General features: G+C 50.6%; 20 protein-coding genes and 1 other RNA gene. 8 read left to right on the top strand and 13 right to left on the bottom strand.

What is annotated here, in order from left to right:
- Positions 1-18: 18 nt before the first annotated feature.
- Together LJN55_RS20535 and LJN55_RS20530 are read right to left on the bottom strand one after the other, a co-directional pair.
- Positions 19-411, bottom strand: coding sequence for a YraN family protein (locus LJN55_RS20535; protein WP_133842510.1), 393 nt, complete (start codon positions 409-411; stop codon positions 19-21).
- On the bottom strand, positions 369-2,381 hold the full coding sequence (locus LJN55_RS20530) for a penicillin-binding protein activator (RefSeq protein WP_227535168.1): 2,013 nt from the start codon (positions 2,379-2,381) through the stop codon (positions 369-371). The genes LJN55_RS20535 and LJN55_RS20530 overlap by 43 nt, the downstream gene beginning before the upstream one ends.
- Positions 2,382-2,443: 62 nt before the next feature.
- Here LJN55_RS20530 and rsmI point away from each other — a divergent pair, with 62 nt between their 5' ends.
- The 4 genes from rsmI to LJN55_RS20510 all read left to right on the top strand — a co-directional run bounded on the left by rsmI (position 2,444) and on the right by LJN55_RS20510 (position 6,352).
- The gene (gene rsmI / locus LJN55_RS20525) at positions 2,444-3,307 is read left to right on the top strand and encodes a 16S rRNA (cytidine(1402)-2'-O)-methyltransferase (protein WP_227535167.1); all 864 of its coding nucleotides are present in this window, start codon (positions 2,444-2,446) and stop codon (positions 3,305-3,307) included.
- A 32-nt stretch (positions 3,308-3,339) separates the two neighbouring features.
- Positions 3,340-3,719: RNase P RNA component class A (rnpB, locus tag LJN55_RS20520), an RNA gene on the top strand.
- Between the two features lie 168 nt (positions 3,720-3,887).
- The gene (locus LJN55_RS20515; RefSeq protein WP_227535166.1) at positions 3,888-5,198 is read left to right on the top strand and encodes a site-specific integrase; all 1,311 of its coding nucleotides are present in this window, start codon (positions 3,888-3,890) and stop codon (positions 5,196-5,198) included.
- A 33-nt stretch (positions 5,199-5,231) separates the two neighbouring features.
- Positions 5,232-6,352 (top strand): IS3 family transposase gene (locus tag LJN55_RS20510; protein ID WP_227535165.1). Its coding sequence is split into 2 segments (ribosomal slippage): positions 5,232-5,490 and positions 5,490-6,352, totalling 1,122 coding nucleotides; the frame shifts between segments, so codons are not numbered across the junction.
- Between the two features lie 38 nt (positions 6,353-6,390).
- Here LJN55_RS20510 and LJN55_RS20505 read toward each other — a convergent pair.
- From LJN55_RS20505 to LJN55_RS20495, 3 genes are all read right to left on the bottom strand, one after another.
- Positions 6,391-7,502, bottom strand: a protein-coding gene (locus LJN55_RS20505; RefSeq protein WP_227535164.1) for an IS3 family transposase whose coding sequence is annotated in 2 segments (ribosomal slippage) — positions 6,391-7,241 and positions 7,241-7,502 — 1,113 coding nt in all. Because the reading frame shifts where the segments join, the coding sequence is not laid out codon by codon here.
- Positions 7,503-8,175: 673 nt separating this feature from the next.
- The gene (locus tag LJN55_RS20500) at positions 8,176-9,891 is read right to left on the bottom strand and encodes an AIPR family protein (RefSeq protein ID WP_227535163.1); all 1,716 of its coding nucleotides are present in this window, start codon (positions 9,889-9,891) and stop codon (positions 8,176-8,178) included.
- A 161-nt stretch (positions 9,892-10,052) separates the two neighbouring features.
- Entirely contained in the window at positions 10,053-10,655 is a 603-nt protein-coding gene (locus LJN55_RS20495) for a recombinase family protein (protein ID WP_154192787.1), read from the bottom strand.
- Between the two features lie 308 nt (positions 10,656-10,963).
- On the opposite strand from LJN55_RS20495, the gene LJN55_RS20490 reads away from it, so the two are divergent.
- From LJN55_RS20490 to LJN55_RS20480, 3 genes are all read left to right on the top strand, one after another.
- Entirely contained in the window at positions 10,964-11,407 is a 444-nt protein-coding gene (locus LJN55_RS20490) for a hypothetical protein (RefSeq protein ID WP_227535162.1), read from the top strand.
- A gap of 808 nt (positions 11,408-12,215) precedes the next feature.
- Positions 12,216-13,337, top strand: coding sequence for a ribosomal protein uL16 3-hydroxylase (locus LJN55_RS20485; RefSeq protein ID WP_227535161.1), 1,122 nt, complete (start codon positions 12,216-12,218; stop codon positions 13,335-13,337).
- A 231-nt stretch (positions 13,338-13,568) separates the two neighbouring features.
- Positions 13,569-14,618 carry a carbon-nitrogen hydrolase family protein gene (locus tag LJN55_RS20480; protein WP_227535160.1) on the top strand — a complete coding sequence of 350 codons (1,050 nt, stop codon included), beginning with the start codon at positions 13,569-13,571 and terminating at the stop codon, positions 14,616-14,618.
- Here the strand turns inward: LJN55_RS20480 and LJN55_RS20475 are convergent.
- Positions 14,599-15,303, bottom strand: a complete 705-nt coding sequence (locus LJN55_RS20475) for a pirin family protein (RefSeq protein WP_200641821.1) — start codon at positions 15,301-15,303, stop codon at positions 14,599-14,601. The two genes, LJN55_RS20480 and LJN55_RS20475, sit on opposite strands and share 20 nt — an antisense overlap.
- Before the next feature lie 126 nt (positions 15,304-15,429).
- On the opposite strand from LJN55_RS20475, the gene LJN55_RS20470 reads away from it, so the two are divergent.
- Entirely contained in the window at positions 15,430-16,332 is a 903-nt protein-coding gene (locus tag LJN55_RS20470; RefSeq protein ID WP_200641820.1) for a LysR family transcriptional regulator, read from the top strand.
- Between the two features lie 24 nt (positions 16,333-16,356).
- Here the strand turns inward: LJN55_RS20470 and LJN55_RS23950 are convergent, their stop codons facing one another.
- From LJN55_RS23950 to LJN55_RS20440, 7 genes are all read right to left on the bottom strand, one after another.
- Positions 16,357-16,491, bottom strand: coding sequence for a hypothetical protein (locus LJN55_RS23950; protein ID WP_265105975.1), 135 nt, complete (start codon positions 16,489-16,491; stop codon positions 16,357-16,359).
- Between the two features lie 140 nt (positions 16,492-16,631).
- Positions 16,632-17,618, bottom strand: coding sequence for a glutathione S-transferase family protein (locus LJN55_RS20465; protein ID WP_133842504.1), 987 nt, complete (start codon positions 17,616-17,618; stop codon positions 16,632-16,634).
- Between the two features lie 76 nt (positions 17,619-17,694).
- Positions 17,695-18,084 carry a DoxX family protein gene (locus LJN55_RS20460; protein WP_133842503.1) on the bottom strand — a complete coding sequence of 130 codons (390 nt, stop codon included), beginning with the start codon at positions 18,082-18,084 and terminating at the stop codon, positions 17,695-17,697.
- 211 nt (positions 18,085-18,295) lie between these two features.
- The gene (locus tag LJN55_RS20455) at positions 18,296-18,577 is read right to left on the bottom strand and encodes a YqjK-like family protein (RefSeq protein ID WP_133842502.1); all 282 of its coding nucleotides are present in this window, start codon (positions 18,575-18,577) and stop codon (positions 18,296-18,298) included.
- Entirely contained in the window at positions 18,578-18,970 is a 393-nt protein-coding gene (locus LJN55_RS20450) for a phage holin family protein (RefSeq protein ID WP_133842501.1), read from the bottom strand.
- Position 18,971: 1 nt separating this feature from the next.
- Positions 18,972-19,277: a DUF883 family protein gene (locus tag LJN55_RS20445; RefSeq protein WP_133842500.1), complete on the bottom strand. Its 306-nt coding sequence runs from the start codon at positions 19,275-19,277 to the stop codon at positions 18,972-18,974.
- A gap of 47 nt (positions 19,278-19,324) precedes the next feature.
- The gene (locus tag LJN55_RS20440) at positions 19,325-19,696 is read right to left on the bottom strand and encodes a DUF1090 domain-containing protein (RefSeq protein ID WP_133842499.1); all 372 of its coding nucleotides are present in this window, start codon (positions 19,694-19,696) and stop codon (positions 19,325-19,327) included.
- Positions 19,697-19,699 lie beyond the last annotated feature (3 nt).

Here is a 19,699-nt window from a genome sequence, read left to right as displayed (position 1 = left end):
GCCTTTTAAAACAGGCTCTTATTCTGCTGTAAATGCATCAGGTAACCATTCTACCTGTTCGCCGGTGATCGCGACCACATCAAAACGACAGTCCGTCGTGTCGAAGCTCTGTCCACGACTGTTGAGCCACAGCGCGGCGGCGCGCAACAGCTTTTGCTGTTTACTGCGCGTAATACTGGCTGCTGCGCCGCCAAAACGGTCGTTGCGACGATAGCGCACTTCAACAAAAACCCACACCTGCTTATCGCGCATAATCAGGTCGATTTCGCCTGCACGGTAACGCACATTCGCAGCGACAAAACGCAAACCTGATGTTTGCAGCAGGTGGCGGGCCTGACGTTCACTGGCCGCCCCCTGCTGTTGTCGACTCAGTTGGCCGGGACGATTTGACCCTGACGATACTGGCTCCACACTAACTTCCTGTTAATGACGCAGTCCTGATTTGCACTCAGATTGCCAGTATCACCTTTGATCTGGAAACCTGGCAGTGAGCGCATCTCGTTGAAATGATTCGCCAACGTCCAGGCATCAATGCCCATCGCATACAGACGAACCAGTGAATAATCATTGTTAAACGACTTCGCCGCCTGCTGCATCAGTGCTGGATTCGCACCAGACAGAAGCGGGATATCACTAAACTGTAAGCCGTCCAGCTCCAGACGATAGTCCGGGCCTGCACCTGCCTGATAGCTGCGCGAACTGGCATACAGACCCACATTATCACGGCTGCTCACACGCATGGAGATCATCGGCTTAATCAGCGTCAGCTCATCCTGAGTGGCGACAATATACACTGAATCCACACTGCCGTTGCTGTTGCTGACCTGGGCATCGGTCATCGGTGCCGGGATGTTCAGGCCACCAATGGTTATACCCGTTGCTGCCGCAGGCTGTACGGTGATCGGCGTGCCGCTCAAGCGGATACCTGCGCCACTGTTAATACCCTGTTTCAGTTCTGTTTTTGAACCAAACTGCTGCTGCAATACCGTGCCACCGCCCAGTTTCTGCCACTCGGCAGCAAAGGATTTGTTCACGCGGTCCCCTAACGAGCTGCGTGGTACCAGCAGCAGCGGGGTACGTTTGCCCTGGTCCCACATATGATGCGCGGCATCACGGGCTTCGTCTTCAGGAGAAAGCGCAAAATAGCAAAGATTCGGACGGTTCTGGACGGACTCTGGCTCATTCAGGGCCAAAACGTTCAGTGATGTCTGGCTGTTAGCCAGCTGTTCAACGTGATTTTTCAGCAGCGGACCGACTACCAGCGTTGCGCCATCATTCTTCGCCTGGGTGAGGATCTGTTCGATGGGCTGGGTGCTGGTGTCATACACCTGAATCTGAGTGCTGCTTGACGGTGCGGCTGTTTCTACGCTGTTGGCCGGGGCCGATTGCGGTTGAACGTCAGCAGGCTGGGCCGCGGTTGCGTCGGCAGACGGGCTGACCACCGCATCCGGTGTGGCCTGCACTGCTTCAGGAGCCTGCACCGGAGCGGCAACCGCTGGGGCACTGCCCTGAGCCAGCACGCCATTTTTCGCGTCGTTAAACCCTTTCTGAATGGCGTTAGCAAACACTTGTGCCTGGCCACTGAGTGGCAGCAGCAGGGCGATTTTACCGGTGGACGCTGGCTGGAAGTTCTGTACCTGCATCAGCGCCGTTGGCAGCATTTTGGCCGCAGGATTATAAGGATAACGCGTTTGCCAGTCACTGATACCTGCTTTCAGCATATCCGGGTCGCTGGCGTTCGCACGGTACACGCCGAGCAGATCTAACCAGCCTTGCAACACATTTTCATTGGCGTTGATGGCCAGATTGTTCATCTGATCTGGCGTCATTTGCGTCAGTGTTTGCCAGGTGGCATCGATATTCTTCTGTTTGTCGGCCGGATTTGTCAGTAGCGGTTCCTGAGCAATCCAGGCGCGCAGCACATCCAGCGAAGGGCGACCCTGGCTGGCGGCAATCTGCAACTGGAAGTAACGCACCTGCTGATCCTGCGACAGGGCGCTGGTATCAATCTGCTTCAGTTTCTCAGTCGCATCAGGCAGGTTTTGCTGTGCCACACTCAGCTGTGCCTGAAGCAGCAACAGCTCCTGACGCCGGATCGCGTTCAGATTCTGAGGGATTTGCGTCAGCTGATCGTTGGCCTGAGGAACCTTCCCTTCGTTCAACAACGCTCTGATTGCAAGTAATTGCCAGTCAACCTTGTTATCATCTGAGCTTTGCTGCACCTGCTGCAGATAATAGTCAGAGGTGCCCGTGGCGGCCCCCTGTACATTCGCCTGAGGCGTTTGCGGAGCCTGGCCGGTACAACCGGCAAAAATCAGGGCGGCCAGCAGCAGCGGCATGGTGCGTACTGCTTTGCAGTGAACTACTTTCGAAGGAAGCATACTGTATCCAGTGATGTTTTTTTCAAGATGCTCAATATTAAATCGGCAATTCGGATCAAACAATGAAACAACACGATCGGGCAGATATTTCTGCCAGCACGCTCTATATCGTTCCAACACCCATCGGTAACCTGGGCGATATCACCCAGCGGGCACTAAAGGTGCTTGCGAGCGTCGATCTGATCGCTGCGGAAGATACACGTCATACCGGGCTGTTGCTACAACATTTCGCCATCAATGCGCGGCTCTTCGCATTGCATGATCATAATGAACAGCAGAAGGCCGAGGTGTTGCTGGAGAAGCTGCGCGAAGGTCAAAGCATAGCGTTAGTTTCCGATGCTGGCACGCCGTTAATTAATGATCCCGGCTATCACCTGGTGCGTTTGTGCCGTGAGTCGGGCATCCGCGTGGTGCCGTTACCCGGTGCCTGTGCAGCGATCACCGCGTTAAGCGCTGCGGGATTACCGTCTGACCGTTTTTGCTACGAAGGGTTTCTGCCAGCGAAAAGTAAAGGGCGCTGTGACACGTTACGTGCGCTCGAGCAGGAACCGCGGACCATTATTTTCTACGAGTCCACGCATCGCCTGTTGGACAGCCTGCAAGATATGGTCACCGTGCTGGGCCCGGATCGCTATGTCGTGCTGGCCCGCGAAATTACCAAAACCTGGGAGTCGATCTTTGGCGCGCCAGTGGGTGAACTGCTGGCGTGGGTGCTGGAAGACGAAAACCGCCGTAAAGGGGAGATGGTGCTGATTGTTGAAGGTTATCACGCGGTTGAAGAGGCATTGCCAGTGGAAGCGCTGCGTACCCTGGCGCTGCTCCAGGCCGAATTACCGCTGAAGAAAGCCGCTGCACTTACCGCCGAAATCCACGGTGTGAAGAAAAATGCACTTTATAAGCATGCGCTGGAGCAGCAGGGTGAGTGACAAGCCGTAGAAAACCCTATACACTGCGCGCCGAAGCTGACCAGACAGTCGCCGCTTTGTTGCCGTCCTCCTTCGGGGGAGACAGACAGAGGGGAGGAAAGTCCGGGCTCCATAGGGCAGGGTGCCAGGTAACGCCTGGGGGGCGCAAGCCCACGACCAGTGCAACAGAGAGCAAACCGCCGATGGCCCACGCAAGTGGGATCAGGTAAGGGTGAAAGGGTGCGGTAAGAGCGCACCGCGCGGCTGGCAACAGTTCGTGGCACGGTAAACTCCACCCGGAGCAAGGCCAAATAGGGGTTCACCAGGTACGGCCCGTACTGAACCCGGGTAGGCTGCTTGAGCCAGTGAGCGATTGCTGGCCTAGATGAATGACTGTCCACGACAGAACCCGGCTTACCGGTCAGCTTCGAACCATTCAGGAAAAACCCCGCTTAGGCGGGGTTTTTGCTTTTAGAGCGCTCAACGGCGAGATGAATGACTGTCCACGACACTCTCTATGACAGGAAAGCGGCTTACCGGTCAGCTTCAACTCATTCAAAAACAATACGTTGGTGTGTCTCAGGCCTTTAAAGGTTAAAATGTGACACAGACTGTGATACAGAAGAGGCACACCAACGGTTGTTCCATCCCCAATATCCTCAAGCGTGGCAACCGCTACAGCCTTCATTTCAGATTACCAGCAGGGCGTTTCTTTCGTGTTTCTCTGAGCTGCGATTCCGCCAGCAGAGCAAAATTCATTTCTTCTCGACTTTCAATATTCATTTCTCTCGTTAAATCGGCGAGGATGGAGCCAGCCCAACTATTGGATATCGTGCAGAAAATGAAGCGGTTAGAACAAAAAGACATTGATGACTATTTGCTTAGCATTCAGACAGGATTTTATAGCGCAGCCCAAAAAATCCCCTTAACAGTACGTAGCACCCTGCGACAATCAGGTTCATTAGCCCATGAAAAACGTAATGCATTTGATTTCGGTCAACTGCTCGATGGAACCTTCAAACAAAATGTTGAACCGATATCGATAGATTCAGTTATTGAACAACTTGGCAGCCAGTTTGATCTTACGGGTATGGAGGATGAAATAGATTATTTGGCCTCAGAGTATGATCTTCTCTGGAGACATTATTGCGATGCACACTTAGCCTTTATGGAGAGCCGCAATTCTGATTATCGTCAGATCGTGAGTTCTATGCGGCCAGACCGAGAATATGCCTCCATTCCAGCAGAGAAACCCCATGAACCATTGTTACCCGCCATTTCGCTCTCTCAGGCGTGGGAGGGGTTTGTCAGGTTTAAATCCGACTGGAAGCCGCAGATCCGACAGGGTAATGAAAAATATTTCGAGGTGATTAAAGCGGTGTTGGGAGCTGATACATTAGTTACAGATATTAACCGACGCGATATTAAAAATTTGCTCGAAGTAGTTGAAGGACTGCCACGTCAGAATAAGAAGCCATACAACAAAATGACGATCCAGCAATGTCTCGATCTGGACGAAATTCCTGATGACGATCTCATATCGAACAAAACAGTTAGCGATTATCTGAAACTTTGCCAAGGACTCTTTTCCAGTTATTTAACAATGGAAATGGGAATATTGGAATCGTCTCCAACACTCAATGTCAGATACGAAGCTCAAAGCAAGAGCTACGGCAATTATAGCCGTACAGAGATGCGAAAGCTGGTTGAGCATTTCACGACACTTGAAGACTGGAAGAAATGGGTGTTCTTATTACTGTCATACACAGGTGCCAGACGTGCTGAGATATCGAAACTGACGGTATCGGATATTCGCTTCGATGACGACAGCCAGCGGCATTATATCATGATTGAGGACAGCAAAACGGATGCCGTGACCTGCTCCCCGTTGATTAGTACACCCCGATGTTAGTAATGTCTTCATAAGCCACATGAGGACATCCCCATGAAGAAGCGTTTTTCCGACCAACAGATCATCAGTATTCTCCGCGAGGCTGAAGCCGGGATTTCTGCCCGCGAACTCTGCCGTAAGCATGCCATTTCCGACGCCACCTTTTACACCTGGCGTAAAAAGTATGGTGGTATGGAGGTGCCTGAGGTTAAGCGCCTGAAGTCGCTTGAGGAAGAGAACGCCCGACTCAAGAAGCTGCTGGCCGAAGCCATGCTGGATAAGGAGGCGCTTCAGGTGGCCCTGGGCCGAAAGTTCTGACGACAGACCAGAAGCGGGAAGCCGTGGTGTTGATATGTGATGCGACCGGTCTGTCGCAACGTCGTGCCTGCAGGCTCACAGGGTTGTCCCTGTCGACCTGCCGCTACGAAGCGCAGCGTCCCGCGTCGGATGCGCATTTAACCGGACGCATCACCGAACTGGCACTGGAGCGCAGGCGTTTTGGCTACCGCCGCATCTGGCAGCTGCTGCGCCGGGAAGGGCTTCATGTTAATCACAAGCGCGTGTACCGGCTTTATCATCTCAGTGGCCTGGGGGTAAAACGCAGACGACGTCGCAAAGGGCTGGCGACAGAACGTCTGCCGCTGCTCCGCCCGGCGGCGCCGAATCTGACCTGGTCGATGGATTTTGTCATGGATGCGCTGGCCACCGGTCGCAGGATCAAGTGCCTGACCTGCGTGGATGACTTCACGAAGGAGTGCCTGACGGTCACCGTTGCATTCGGGATTTCAGGCGTTCAGGTCACGCGTATTCTGGACAGCATTGCGCTGCTTCGCGGCTATCCGGCTGCGATAAGAACCGATCAGGGTCCGGAGTTTACCTGCCGCGCGCTCGATCAATGGGCCTTTGAGCATGGCGTGGAGCTGCGGCTTATCCAGCCCGGCAAGCCGACACAGAACGGATTTATTGAGAGTTTTAACGGGCGCTTTCGCGATGAATGCCTGAATGAACACTGGTTCAGCGACGTCAGCCATGCCAGGAAAACCATCAGTGAATGGCGTCAGGATTATAACGAGTGCCGCCCGCACTCCACGCTGAATTATCAGACGCCGTCTGAATTTGCGGCGGGCTGGAGAAAGGGTAATTCTGAAAATGAAGGTTCCGACATTACTAAGTGAGCGTTGTATCTAATCCTGGGGGTGTAAGCACACCCGTTTTAGTTCCACGCACTTTTTGAGATTTCCGTGTTTTCGGCCATCAATCTGTATTCTTCCGGCGTCAGGTTATTCAGGGATTCATGAGGTCGCTCACTGTTATATTCAGCCAGCCAGCGCTCTGTAATTTCCCGTGCTTCATTCAGGGTTCTGAACAGGTAAAAATCCAGTATTTCTGTCCGGTACGTCCGGTTAAACCGTTCGATAAAGGCATTCTGGGTCGGCTTACCCGGTTTGATAAAGTCCAGCATCACCCCGTGTTCTTCCGCCCACTGCGCCAGTGCCAGTGAGACCAGTTCTGGCCCGTTATCCATCCGCATCTTCAGAGGATATCCGCGGTTTGCTACTACCCTGTCCAGTACCCGGACGACACGCTGAGCTGGAATATTCAGGTCGATTTCTATCGCCAGCACCTCACGGTTAAAATCATCCACCACGTTGAAGGTTCGAAAGCGTCTGCCGCAGACGAGTGCATCGTGCATAAAATCAATCGACCAGCTCTGGTTTAACGCTTGCGGTGTTGCCAGCGGGGTCGGGTTGCGCACCGGCAGACGTTGTTTACCCTTACGACGAAAATTCAGTTTCAGCAGGCAGTAAATCCGGTGAACGCGTTTATGGTTCCAGGCATTACCGTGCCTGCGAAGCACCTGAAAAAGCTTCTTAAAACCGTAGCGCGGATAGCGTTCTGCCAGTTCAGTCAGCGCCTGGATCACCGGTTCATCACGCCGGGTATCAGGCTGATAAAAATATACCGTCCTGCTCAGCGATAACGTCCTGCAGGCCTGGCGTAAACTCATGGCAAAATGCGCCGTCAGATAGCGGACGAGTTCACGCTTTATCGCTGGTTTTAAAGCTTTTTTTCGATAACATCTTTCAACGCCCGGCATTCCAGACTGAGATCGGCAAACATCTGTTTGAGCCGCCGGTTCTCGTCTTCCAGATCTTTGATCTTTTTAATATCGGCCGCTTCCATCCCGCCATACTTGGCCTTCCAGTTGTAATAGCTGGCTTCAGATATCGCGGCCTCACGGCAGACATCTTTGACGGTTCGTCCGGCTTCGACGGACTTCAGAACGGCGATAATCTGGTGTTCAGTGAATCGGATCTTACGCATAGCTATCTCCACAGGTGACATAATCAGTATGTCGGAAGATCTCTAAAAGTGAATGGGCCGTTTTGCCGGGATACTTACAGGGGCAGGTCAGTTACCGTGGCGCACGTCAGTAAGCAACAGAGACAGCCGTGGGCCAAGCGTTGAGCCGTGTGCAGGCCCTAAAGAGCAATACTCTTCTTGGCGGAGGTACAGACGCTTGCTGGTGGAGGGTTACTTAGCAACGAAGTCACCATGATGTGCATGATGTGATGGTGTAAGTATGGGACGCCATAAGATGCAAATGCCATATCGCTAAGCAAGGTTCGGCTCCAACGGATCAGTCTTACCCTCACAGAAATATTTCAGGGGCATATTCTCAGTACAGATTTAACGACCGCAGCCATAGCAAGGCCCACAGCGATCAAAAAGACGCGACTTATTCTCAAAATAAATCATGGATAACAGTATGTAATTTTAAAAATTCGTAGACTGGCGAGACGATAGGATCTTAGAGGGGGTTTGCAGAAATGGCTTGCGAATATTAATTCAAACTCAATGTGGAAAAGTTACTGTGTTGAGAGTTTCCCTGACTGATAGGCGATATTTTTGAAATTGGGTCGTGTAAGAATAAAAGAGTATTAAATTTTCCTTGGAAGTTTTATGGGCTCTTTAAGAACCCATCAAAACATGGCGTTTACGGTTCGAATTCTGAGTTCAATATAGAATTTAAATAATCTCTGAAACGAACTTGAATCATTTTCCTTGCATCAGTTAGATTCGCACCAGCAGAATCGAAAGTCTGTAATGTCTCTTCAAGTACATTGATGCACTGTTCATATGTCCATTCAGTCTTGAATTTATTGATGTAGAGTATGTAAAATATTTTTTGTTCTATTTTCTGGATGCTTTCAGTAGATGATGCATAAGCTTTTTTGATGTTGAAGTATATTTCAACTATCTCTGGAGATTGTGAGAAGTTGAAGTTTTTATCATCAAAAATCTCATCGTAATACTTTCCAAAAATATGCTGCTTTTGATTTGATGATTTTTCAGGTGAGCCTTGGAGAGCAAAAAGTATCTGACCAAACTGTTCCATGCTAATCTTAAATCGATAATCTTTCCTATCATCTATTCCTGTATCTCCATTTTTTCTGGAATAGACAATGCCATGCTCATCTAACAATTGCTCAATTTGAATTTGCAGTGTGCTTAACGATTTTAAATCTACATTTGAAATGGAATTCTGGCTGTTAGTATATTCAGCAATTTTATTGGCGGTTTCGCTGCTTGAAGCATTAAATATACGCACAAGAACTTCACTTTTTGATATGTATTCACTTATGTTATTTTTATCCGCTGCGTTAAAGTTATGCAGGGTTCTAAGTGTCTGACCTCCATTTAGAACCTGAATGCCTGTTAGACTAATTCTTACTTTTCTGTTTCCGTTTACTGGAAGCGCTTTGATATCATCAGCAACAATAGTTAATCCATTGTTATACATGAAAAACTTACCCGGTTCTTCACGTAGGGTTTTAGCTATAGCACTATTATATCGTGAGCGTTGGACTAACCCTCGGACGTTATCAAATAGAACGCCGAAGTCGATTTTTTGCTCAGATAATGCATCTATGTTTTCACAATTATGATCAAGTCGAAGGTCTACATTACGGCATGTCATTCTTATTACATCAGCAGTGTTCAATCTCACTACATACGATTTCGATGTTGATATTGTACTTTCTGAGTAAGACATTAGCGCATCATTGTCGATGATTAACTCAGCGTTAATAGGTTCCGGGCGTATGGACATCATGCTTGTAATATGAGGTAAACAGACGGATAAAACTTCCATATCATAAAAACTTTTCAACTGCTGAATGGTACTTTCATCATGTTCTATTGCGAAGGCTTCATTGCTGATCATATATAACGAAAGCTTCCAAACATCATTACCGTTCAGTAATTCGTTTATTGCTTGAACATACTCCCTAAGTTTTCCTTCCAATCCGTGTGTGCTGTCGTTCATTATACAATTGACAAGTTTTGTCGAGATAAACGCATCATTGAAACTTTGCTTCTGCTCAGGCTTGAACTTCTCCCTAAACTTGAAGTTAAATAATTTTATTTCTTTATGTTCATCATCAATGAAAATAGCATCAATGCCATGATCGTCGTAACGTTCACCGTGTAAATAAGAATTGTATTCCGTATCAGTTATATAATCGCTGATTCTGTCGATGTCTTTTTCGTTACAAAGAGACTCAAGCATAAAAAGATAAAACCCGAATCTTTGTTGCAATTTCCCCTCTTGCACTGACTGATTCATTGCATTTGTTTTGCTGAAAAGATCAAAGTATTTCTGACATTTTAAGTTTAGAAGTTTGAAATCATTAATACTGACATGCGACATTAGACAACTCCTTTAAACAGATGTGCTGTGTAAGTTATGTCATATAATGTACATCATGCTTGCATTTCATGCATTGTAATCCTGAGTACATGTTACTTCTGCTTCTTGGTCGGAATACGGATGTCCAATCTGGCTACACCTCATCCGCGAACACTGTCAGTTCAACTCTGGGCTAATGCCGTTGTTATGGCTTCTTTGATGTTCCAGTTACGCTTGATTGTTGGCAGGCTCAATCCCAATTCAAGCGCTGCTTTAGACTGGCTCAGCCCCTTTGCTTTAACTTCCTGCACGCGCTTGAAGGTATCTACTGCAGCAGGACGGCCCAACTTCTTACCCTCTGTCTTAGCCCGAGCCAAACCTTCCTTAGTACGCTCAACGATGCGAGACTTTTCGAACTCAGCGAAAGCAGAAAACATGTGCAGCATCAACTTACCTTCCGCACTGGTAAGATTACGTACTGGCAGATCCAATGACACTACACCAATACCCTTGGCTAACAGCATCGCTATAGTTTGCTGCACATCGATGTTATCGCGCCCCAACCTGTCCAGCTTCAACACTACCAGCTGATCGCCTTCCTCCAGTTTATGGGTGACCATATCGGCAAAGCCTTTACGCTTCATTGCCTGAACGCCACCAGATATCGTTTCCGATATCACGCGACTATCAAGGATGTCATAGCCTGCCTGGCGAATTGCTACAATCTGGTTTTCGGTTGTCTGCTCACTGGTCGAAACGCGGCAATATGCAAAAGTACGGCTCATAACTTCCCCTCATCTGGTATCAAAAACGGTATCATAATTCATGATTGGTATCATTATGTCAATATGCTATTTTATTGATCCCAGTTTTACACGGTGTTTCCTGGTATCACAAAACGAACGATTGGTGATACCAATGCCGTAGCATCGTTTTAACGAGGAGACTTAACTCTTACAATAGAGGGCAGATTGGAGATGATTGTACGGCAAGCCTTTTATTTCAGGCGTAGAATCCCAATATATCTGGACAGATAAATTAAACACCCTCCTCGCTGGGTTTGTGTCATTTCATATAAAGAAGGAACTATAAGATGGAAGCGTCAAGAATCTTGGCCCACTGTACCACCCTGTCAACATCTACTGTCGGAAAGATCACCTTCTATCTGGTTGTAAACAGATATGATCCCACCGCCACTAATCGGTGGATATTGGTTGATTTGTCGCATCAGGAACGAACTCAGCCAAACTATGTATCCAGTCTTCAAAAAGTGATGGATGGCTGGGATTGCTACGATCTGCTCCTCTTCGTTAATTCGGTAACAGCCAATCTTCTTCCCAGCTTACCAGCGCGTAAGTGGTGGCTAATTGATGCTGCTGCTGAACCTGTCCAGAGTGGGGATTATGAATGCTTCCCTTTGTTATACCAGAATCATGATGTGGGATATGATGGCCTTCATTGTTGGGTTCCAGCGTTTAGAAAAATGATGTACCAACGTGAGGTTTATGAATATATCGATATGTTAAAAAATTCATAATCATTGCATATGGAGTTGTATGTCGGAACCGCCGAAATGTCCGCAACGCATATCCTTGACGTTCGTCGGCCTGTACGTAAGGCCATCGTCAATCCGACAGTGAAGAGATAGCCGCTTGGAACTGAAAATGACAGAGCGTAGCTGTAGCGAACTGCGTTATAAATGCTCAATCCTACATTTATCGCGTCATTTTCATCCACATTATCTGCATCCATCCATACCTATAAGCATCTCCCATCAACGGCACCCTACAGATATTTATGAAAGATTCAGCGTAGCTCTTGCGAGCGGAGGAAATCCGTTAGGCCTTGCTGAGAATGCGACTGTGATATTTGCGCCGCTGGCTGTGTACAGGGTGGGAGTATCTCTAAAGTCTTCGCGCCGGAGGGGGGGGGAGTTGGAGGAACTTCCTCCCCCAGGCCTGTCAATCAAGTAGGTTACTCGATGGTGCCAGCGTGGCATAAATATAATTGTCGTCATGTTCCGCAATGGTGATCGGCACGTCAATCCAGGTGTGATTGGCTAATGCGGGGAGGGATTTATCAGGGATACAAAATGAGATACAGTGTGTGATACATGACAAACAACAGCGCCGCAGATGCCTGATGTATTGGGATACGTTCCTGACTTACCGGTCAGCTTCGAACCCTTCAGGGAAAACCCCGCTTCGGCGGGGTTTTTGCTTTTACGCCCCCTGTGATATCACGCCCGGAGCCCATTACTCTGCCGGCCCTTGACGCATGACAAGGCAGCCTGACTGTCTGCCTCTTTATAATCAGTGCCGTTTTGTCTCTCACTGGTGCGACCTATGGCTTATCAGCTCAATCTAAACTGGCCCGAATTTTTAGAAAAATACTGGCAAAAACACCCTGTTGTTTTAAAAAATGCGTTTCCAAACTTTGTCGATCCGATTACGCCAGATGAACTGGCCGGCCTGGCGATGGAGGCGGAAGTCGACAGCCGCCTCGTTAGTTATAGCGATGGGCAGTGGCAGGCCAGCAACGGGCCTTTTGAACACTTTGATGGTCTGGGTGAAACCGGTTGGTCGCTGCTGGCGCAGGCGGTTAACCACTGGCACGCACCGGCAGCCGAGCTGGTGCGTCCGTTCCGCGTATTGCCGGACTGGCGTTTAGACGATCTGATGATCTCTTATTCCGTACCGGGGGGCGGTGTCGGGCCACATATCGATCAGTACGATGTCTTTATCATCCAGGGAATGGGCCGCCGCCGCTGGCGTGTTGGGGATAAACTGCCGCTGAAGCAGTTCTGCCCACACCCTGCGCTGTTACATGTGGAGCCTTTCACGCCAATCATCGATCACGAGCTGGCACCAGGTGACATTCTGTATATCCCACCGGGCTTCCCACACGACGGTTTCACCTTCGAAACCGCACTGAATTATTCTGTCGGTTTCCGCGGGCCTAATGGCCGCGATCTCATCAGCAGCTTTGCGGACTATGCGCTGGAAAACGATCTCGGTGGTGAGCATTACAGCGATGCTGATTTAACCTGCCGCGAACATCCTGGGCGGGTAGAAGAGTATGAGCTGGATCGTTTGCGCGCGATGATGATCGAGGTGATCAATCAGCCCGCAGACTTTAAGCAGTGGTTTGGCCGTTTCGCCACCACGCCGCGTCACGAGCTGGATATCGCGTCCGCCGAGCCCGCTTATGAACCGGATGAAATTGCTGAGGCTCTGCTAAGCGGTGACGTGCTGACCCGCCTGAGTGGGTTAAGGGTGCTGCAAGTGGGTGAGCATTTCTTTATTAATAGCGAACGGCTGGAGACGGCCGATGCGCAAGCCGCTGATGTTCTGTGCCGCCACACCGTGCTTGGTAAAAACGAGCTGGGTGAAGCGCTGCACAATCCGGCTTTTGTCGCTGAGCTCACCGCGCTGGTGAATCAGGGCTACTGGTTCTTTGATTGCTGACACGCTCTCACAGTACATCTGAGGTACAGGGACGAACCTCAGATGTGGCAAGGTTTTTGTCACGTTTCAGATAATAATAATCTGCATTAAGAATGATTTTTTATTACGTTTCCAGGTTTTACTTTTGCGCGAAATTAAAAAATCAACCCGCATCTAATGTATCTCCATATTCATTATTTTGATTTATCGTCACAAGGTTTTATAGGGAGTACTCAGGGTTGATTAATCCTGATGTTATTTTTATATAAAGGAATGATGGCAATGAAAACGAATGAAGATAGCTACAGTGTAGCAGTGGTGCAGGCATCTCCGGTATATATGAATGTAGATGCATCGGTCGATAAAGCATTAGGCCTGATAGCTGATGCAGCGCGTCAGGAGGCAAGGCTGATTGCATTCCCGGAACTTTATTTTCCCGGTTATCCCTGGTTCCTCTGGATAGGTGATATTCCCTACATGGCGCCGTTTATTACGGCTTATCATCGGCAGTCAATATCGACAGACTCTCCCCAGTTTCAACGCTTACAGCAGGCGGCACGAGAACATAATATCTACCTTTCCTTTAGTTTTAGTGAGAAAGAGAGTGCAACGCTCTATATTTCTCAGGCGTTAATTGATGATCAGGGTAATACCATTGAGGTCAGACGAAAACTTAAACCGACTTCGGTTGAGCGCTTACTATTTGGTGAAGGCGATGGTAGCGACCTGAAAGTTCACCGCACTGCACTTGGCAATATCGGTGAGCTTTGCTGCGGAGAACATCTTCAGCCACTTAGCTGTTATGCTCTTCATGCACAAAATGAACAAATTCATATCGCGGCCTGGCCTGCTTTCTCGATTAACGGGTTCTATTCGCTAAGTGGGGAAGTGAATACGGCTGTCTCCCAGGGTTATGCTGCGGAAGGGCAATGCTACCTGTTATTCGCCTGTGCGGTGGTATCTGTGCAAGAAGTGGAACACTACTGCGTCAATAACGATATGCGCAAGGTACTGCTACCGGGAGGCGGCTATGCCAGAATTTACGGGCCAGACGGCCGGCTGCTGACGTCACCGCTGGCAAAAGATGAGGAAGGTTTGCTGTTTGCCCGCGTTGATCTCTCATCCATAACGATGTGTAAATTCCTTTATGACCCGGCAGGTCACTACTCCAGACCCGATGCGACACGTTTGCTGCTCGACCCTGACTGCCGACGGGCAGTGGTCACGTTGTCAGAGCACCAGGAGGGCGCCGAACCAGCAGAGTGCAGCGATCGGGACGAGATTATACCGGTAGATCGATAACCAGCGCCCGCAATGGCGTTTTTGCCGTCAGCGTCACGCTCTGTTCTTCGTGCAGGAACGCACCGTCACCGCAGGTCAGTGCCTCCTGCTGCTGTGAATGCGCCATAGCCTCCAGCGATCCGTGAATCGATTGCAGGTAGGCGCGCGTGCCGTTCAGCGGCAGGCTGTAGCTCTCCCCGGGTTCCAGCACCACCTGATGGATCCACACCTGCTGGCGCAGCTGCAGGCTGCCTGCGCTGCCATCCGGTGAGGCCAGCAGCGTATAACGCTGATGTTCAGACACCGGCATCCGTTGCACTGACGCGTTTTCCCGCTGTGGGCAGGCATCCAGCCACAGTTGCATACGCGTCAGGCTGTGCTCTTTACTGAGATTATGTTCTGAATAGCTCACACCGGGCTGCGTGGCCAGCAATAAGGCTTCCCCGGCCTGCGCCTGCACGTGATTTCCCTCGCTGTCACGATACTCTGCTGCACCGTGCAAAATCAGGTTCAGCACATCGACCTTCGGATAGGTTCTGGGTTGGAAGGAAGCCCCTGGTGCCAGCACTTCCTGATTGAGTACGCGCAATGATGCGTAGCCAAGCAGTTTGGGATCAAAATAGTGACCAAAGGAGAAGGTATAGCGCGCCTGCAGCCAGCCGTAATCGGCTTTGCCACACTGTTGAGCGGTTCGACTGGTTATCATAGCGTTCTCCTTATCGGCCGGAGAGATCCCGGCCGTTTATTATCCTGTTATGGTAAGTTTCTGGACGCCGGATTGTTAGCCAGTTAATCTGCTGGCAATATTCAAATTTCCTGACAGAGAATCACTATGGCTAAAGATCGCGCTCTGACGCTGGAAGCACTGCGGGTAATGGATGCTATCGATCGTCGTGGTAGCTTTGCTGCTGCAGCGGATGAGTTGGGCCGTGTGCCCTCCGCTCTGAGCTACACCATGCAGAAGCTGGAAGAAGAACTGGATGTTGTGCTGTTTGACCGTTCTGGCCACCGCACCAAATTTACCAATGTCGGACGAATGCTGCTGGAGCGGGGTCGTGTGCTACTCGAGGCAGCCGACAAGCTGACGACGGATGCGGAAGCGTTGGCGCGTGGCTGGGAAACCCACCTGACGATTGCCACCGAAGCGCTGGTCTCCACTGAGTTGTTGTTTCCGCTGGTCGGGAAGCTGGCCGATAAAGCCAACACTCAGGTGTCGCTGATGACCGAAGTGCTTGCCGGTGCATGGGAGCGTCTGGAACAGGGGCGAGCCGATATTGTGATTGCCCCGGATATGCATTTCCGCGCCTCGTCCGAGATCAACACCCGCAAACTCTACACGCTGATGAGCGTCTATGTGGCCAGCCCGGAACACCCGATCCATCTGGAACCCGAACCGCTTTCGGAAACCACGCGCGTAAAATATCGCGGCATTGCGGTGGCGGATACCGCCCGTGAGCGTCCGGTATTAACGGTGACCCTGCTCGACAAACAGCAGCGCCTGACGGTCAGCACCATTGAAGATAAGCACCGCGCGTTGCTGGCGGGCTTAGGTATCGGCACCATGCCGTATCCGATGGTGGAAAAAGACATCGCGGAAGGACGGCTGCGCGTGGTCAGCCCGGAATATACTCGTGAAGTGGATATCATTATGGCCTGGCGGCGCGACAGCATGGGCGAAGCAAAGGCCTGGTGCCTGCGGGAGATCCCAAAACTTCTGGCGAAACGCCTGGGATAAACCACCCGCAGAACCGATAGCAGACTACTGGGCGGCATTCATTTCCTGAGAATGCTCAATGCTGCTGAAAGTTGAGAAAGTCTGATAATAAAAATGACCGACAAAGGCCACGTAGCAGAGCATAACAACGGCAAGGCAGATTGCGACAGATTTGATCATGGCTCCATCCCCGTATTGATTTCGTTTTAGGTGTTTACGTCAGTAAAGATACGTAAGCCCTCAACGCGGGAATTTGTGCCAGATCAATAAAGGGTGCGGAACTTCCAGGGCGAGTGAAAATCCGCCCTGGATGCTAAAGATCAGCCGAAATGTCGGTCACGGCCATGAGGCTGATCCCAGTCGAATGCAGGACCCAGCGAGATCACGCCGCTGGGATTGATGGTCTTGTGGCTGCAGTAGTAATGATGGCGAATATGCTCGAGGTTGACTGTCTCAGCCAGACCGGGTGTCTGCCAGAGGTCGCGCAGAAAACCGTTCAGGTTCAGGTAATCACTGATGCGATGGCGATCGCACTTGAAGTGGGTGACATACACCGGATCAAAACGCACCAGCGTGGTCCACAGGCGGATATCAGCTTCGGTGAGTCGTTCACCACTCAGGTAGCGATGCTTGCCCAGCAGTGACTCAAGACGGTCAAGTGAGGAGAACAGCGCGGTGACCGCTTCATCATAGGCTGCCTGACTGGTGGCAAACCCTGACTTATAGACGCCGTTGTTCACCGTGTCATAGATCCAGCCGTTCAACGCATTAATCTCTTCATGCAGATCCTGCGGATAATAATCCCCGGCGCGCGCGCCCACACCGTCAAACGCACTGTTCAGCATACGGATAATATCGGCAGATTCGTTACTGACAATCGTGTGCTGATGCTTATCCCACAGCACCGGAACGGTCACACGGCCGCTGTACTGCGGATCGGCATGCAGGTAGAGTTGATAAAGATATTCGTTCTGATACAGGCTGTCGCCGGTAGCAGCAGGGAAATCTTCATCAAAGGTCCAGCCGTTTTCCAGCATCAGGGGATGCACAACAGAGACGGTAATCATCTCCTCAAGCCCTTTCAGCTGGCGCATAATGAGCGTGCGGTGTGCCCAGGGACAGGCAAGAGAAACATACAGATGATAGCGGCCCGCCTCAGCGCGAAAACCCGCTTTGCCACTCGGACCGGCTTCACCGTCGGCGGTGACCCAGTTGCGAAAAGCCGATTCGGAGCGTTTAAAACGGCCTCCTGTGGCTTTAGTGTCATACCACTGATCGTGCCAGACTCCCTCAATCAGTTGTCCCATGTTCTGTTCTCCTGTCCTTAAAATGAAAAGGGGCGAGGATATGATCCTCACCCCCCGATAAATCAGTATAGCTAACTTACCACTTTTTACCCAGCAGACGGTCAATGCTCAGAGCACCCGGGCCGGTGATAGCCAGCAGCAGGAAACCACCTGCAATGCTGATATTTTTCAAGAACATGGTTGAACCATCTACAGCAAAGTTACTGTGCGCCAGGATAGCGGTCAGCACGGTAAAGATGGCGGTAATCAGCGCGGTGGTACGGGTGAAGAAACCGAACATAATTGCCAGACCGCCGCCGAATTCGAGCAGTACGGTCAGTGGCACGAAGAGGGCCGGAATACCCATTGACGCCATAAACTGCTGCGTACCTTCGTAGTTGGTCAGTTTACCCCAGCCTGCGACAACGAACAGCGCGGCCATCAGGATGCGAGCAATAACAACACCGGTATCTTCTAATTTTTTCATGATTAACCCCAAACAAGAATTTGTGGTCGTGCAAGCTGGCCCGACCGTATTTTACTCAGGCCTGACGCGTCTTAAGCGCTCAGTGCCGTTCGTTGCTGGAGATAATAGTCGGGTAAGGAAAACATTGTAAGCGAGATAATCTGTCGAAGATGTTCAAGAAATCTGGGGGTTGTTTAAGCCGCAAGTCAATGCGGCTTTATCATGCAGAAGATTAACGGCGAGGCAGATAATTACGCACCATGCGCCAGGTGCTCCAGGCGCCCAATCCGCGTCTGGCCCAGCGGCCCATAAAGCGCGGATTACGCACGGACCAGATAGCCATCACACCGCTGCCAACGGTCAGCCAGCGTTTGGCGCTGAGAAGCGCCAGAAAACCGTGATCGTAGCGTGCGGTTGTGTCCAGCCAGGCTTTACGCCCGGCACTGAGATCCAGCCGTTGTTGCTGGATTTCGCGTAACAGTTCCGCTTTGCGTAAATCGAGCTTACGGCTCATTTACTCATCCTCCAGCAGCTTGCGGTCTTCCGACAGCTCCTTGCGGGTGGCGCTCAGTAGCGTAGAACGGCGCGATTTCGCCAGTGTCCACAGGCCAAAAATCAGCGCCAGCGCGAACAATACACCGGTGGTAATCGCAATCGCCATCAAACGATACTGAGCATCGACTGCCCAGATAATCAGCACCATCAGGCTCATCAGTCCGAAGGCAGTGAACAGCATCGTCAGGCCAACCATCAACAGCATTTGAATCAGGTTGGCTTTTTCAGCTTCCAGCTCCACCACTGCCAGCCGGACACGCGTTTCCACCATCCCGACCAGGGTAGTGACAATGCGTTGCCCGATATTAATGACCCCTTTGCCGGGGCCGTGGCTTTGCTGATGCTCTGCCATATTAACGACGGGTCAGCAGAACGCCCAGTACCACGCCAACGGCGGCGCCAATACCGACGCTGGTCCACGGATTGTCGCGTACATAGACGTCGGCACGATCGGCCGCTTCACGGGTGGTCTGGGCAATGCGGTCACCGGAGTCACCCAGGCGCGCGCGGGTATCTTTCAGCGCGCTTTGCGCTTTGCTGCGCAGTTTATCCAGCTCGGTTTTCGATTTCTCACCGGAAGTGGTTAACACTTCTTCCAGGGTATCAGCCAGGTTTTTCAGCTCGGCGCGCAGATGTTCTGATGTGGTGTCTTTAGACATTGAAAACTCCTTAAATTTAGTTTTAATGACGTTGGCAGCTTTTAGCCTTAATACGGCGCAGCCTGCACTTCCTTCAGCTCTTGTTGGGCTTCAGCCAGTTTCTTTTCGCGTTTGGCAATTTTGTCGCGGTCGTTACCTTCCGCTTTTTCCTGCTTGAGTTCTTGTTCCCGCTCGGTCACTTTTTTCTCGTGCTCTTTAATCTTTTCCTGATGCGCTTCTTTCAGTCCTGCATCGCTGCAGTTAGCACGTGTTTCGGTTAACGCCCGCTCCAGGCCGTTCACCCGACGTTGATTGTCGTGCTTCTGTGCAATATCGATTTCGTGCTGAATAGCGCGTTCTTTCTGCTGACAGAGCGTGTCTGCCTGAGCGAAAGTAGCCAGGGTAAGCAGACTGATGCCGAAAATAATCTGATGTTTCATGGT

It is taken from the genome of Erwinia rhapontici (genome assembly GCF_020683125.1).
Taxonomy (GTDB): Bacteria; Pseudomonadota; Gammaproteobacteria; order Enterobacterales; family Enterobacteriaceae; genus Erwinia; species Erwinia rhapontici.
Note: the sequence above shows the minus strand (reverse complement) of the source record. Positions and strands in the feature narration are given on the sequence as shown.

Excerpts from the sequence above, each read along its gene's own strand:
- LJN55_RS20530 (WP_227535168.1), bottom strand. The coding sequence starts at position 2,381 with ATGCTTCCTTCGAAAGTAGTTCACTGCAAAGCAGTACGCACCATGCCG.
- rsmI (WP_227535167.1), top strand. The coding sequence starts at position 2,444 with ATGAAACAACACGATCGGGCAGATATTTCTGCCAGCACGCTCTATATC.
- LJN55_RS20500 (WP_227535163.1), bottom strand. The coding sequence starts at position 9,891 with ATGTCGCATGTCAGTATTAATGATTTCAAACTTCTAAACTTAAAATGT.
- LJN55_RS20495 (WP_154192787.1), bottom strand. The coding sequence starts at position 10,655 with ATGAGCCGTACTTTTGCATATTGCCGCGTTTCGACCAGTGAGCAGACA.
- LJN55_RS20490 (WP_227535162.1), top strand. The coding sequence starts at position 10,964 with ATGGAAGCGTCAAGAATCTTGGCCCACTGTACCACCCTGTCAACATCT.
- LJN55_RS20485 (WP_227535161.1), top strand. The coding sequence starts at position 12,216 with ATGGCTTATCAGCTCAATCTAAACTGGCCCGAATTTTTAGAAAAATAC.
- LJN55_RS20480 (WP_227535160.1), top strand. The coding sequence starts at position 13,569 with ATGTTATTTTTATATAAAGGAATGATGGCAATGAAAACGAATGAAGAT.
- LJN55_RS20475 (WP_200641821.1), bottom strand. The coding sequence starts at position 15,303 with ATGATAACCAGTCGAACCGCTCAACAGTGTGGCAAAGCCGATTACGGC.
- LJN55_RS20470 (WP_200641820.1), top strand. The coding sequence starts at position 15,430 with ATGGCTAAAGATCGCGCTCTGACGCTGGAAGCACTGCGGGTAATGGAT.
- LJN55_RS23950 (WP_265105975.1), bottom strand. The coding sequence starts at position 16,491 with ATGATCAAATCTGTCGCAATCTGCCTTGCCGTTGTTATGCTCTGCTAC.
- LJN55_RS20465 (WP_133842504.1), bottom strand. The coding sequence starts at position 17,618 with ATGGGACAACTGATTGAGGGAGTCTGGCACGATCAGTGGTATGACACT.
- LJN55_RS20460 (WP_133842503.1), bottom strand. The coding sequence starts at position 18,084 with ATGAAAAAATTAGAAGATACCGGTGTTGTTATTGCTCGCATCCTGATG.
- LJN55_RS20455 (WP_133842502.1), bottom strand. The coding sequence starts at position 18,577 with ATGAGCCGTAAGCTCGATTTACGCAAAGCGGAACTGTTACGCGAAATC.
- LJN55_RS20450 (WP_133842501.1), bottom strand. The coding sequence starts at position 18,970 with ATGGCAGAGCATCAGCAAAGCCACGGCCCCGGCAAAGGGGTCATTAAT.
- LJN55_RS20445 (WP_133842500.1), bottom strand. The coding sequence starts at position 19,277 with ATGTCTAAAGACACCACATCAGAACATCTGCGCGCCGAGCTGAAAAAC.
- LJN55_RS20440 (WP_133842499.1), bottom strand. The coding sequence starts at position 19,696 with ATGAAACATCAGATTATTTTCGGCATCAGTCTGCTTACCCTGGCTACT.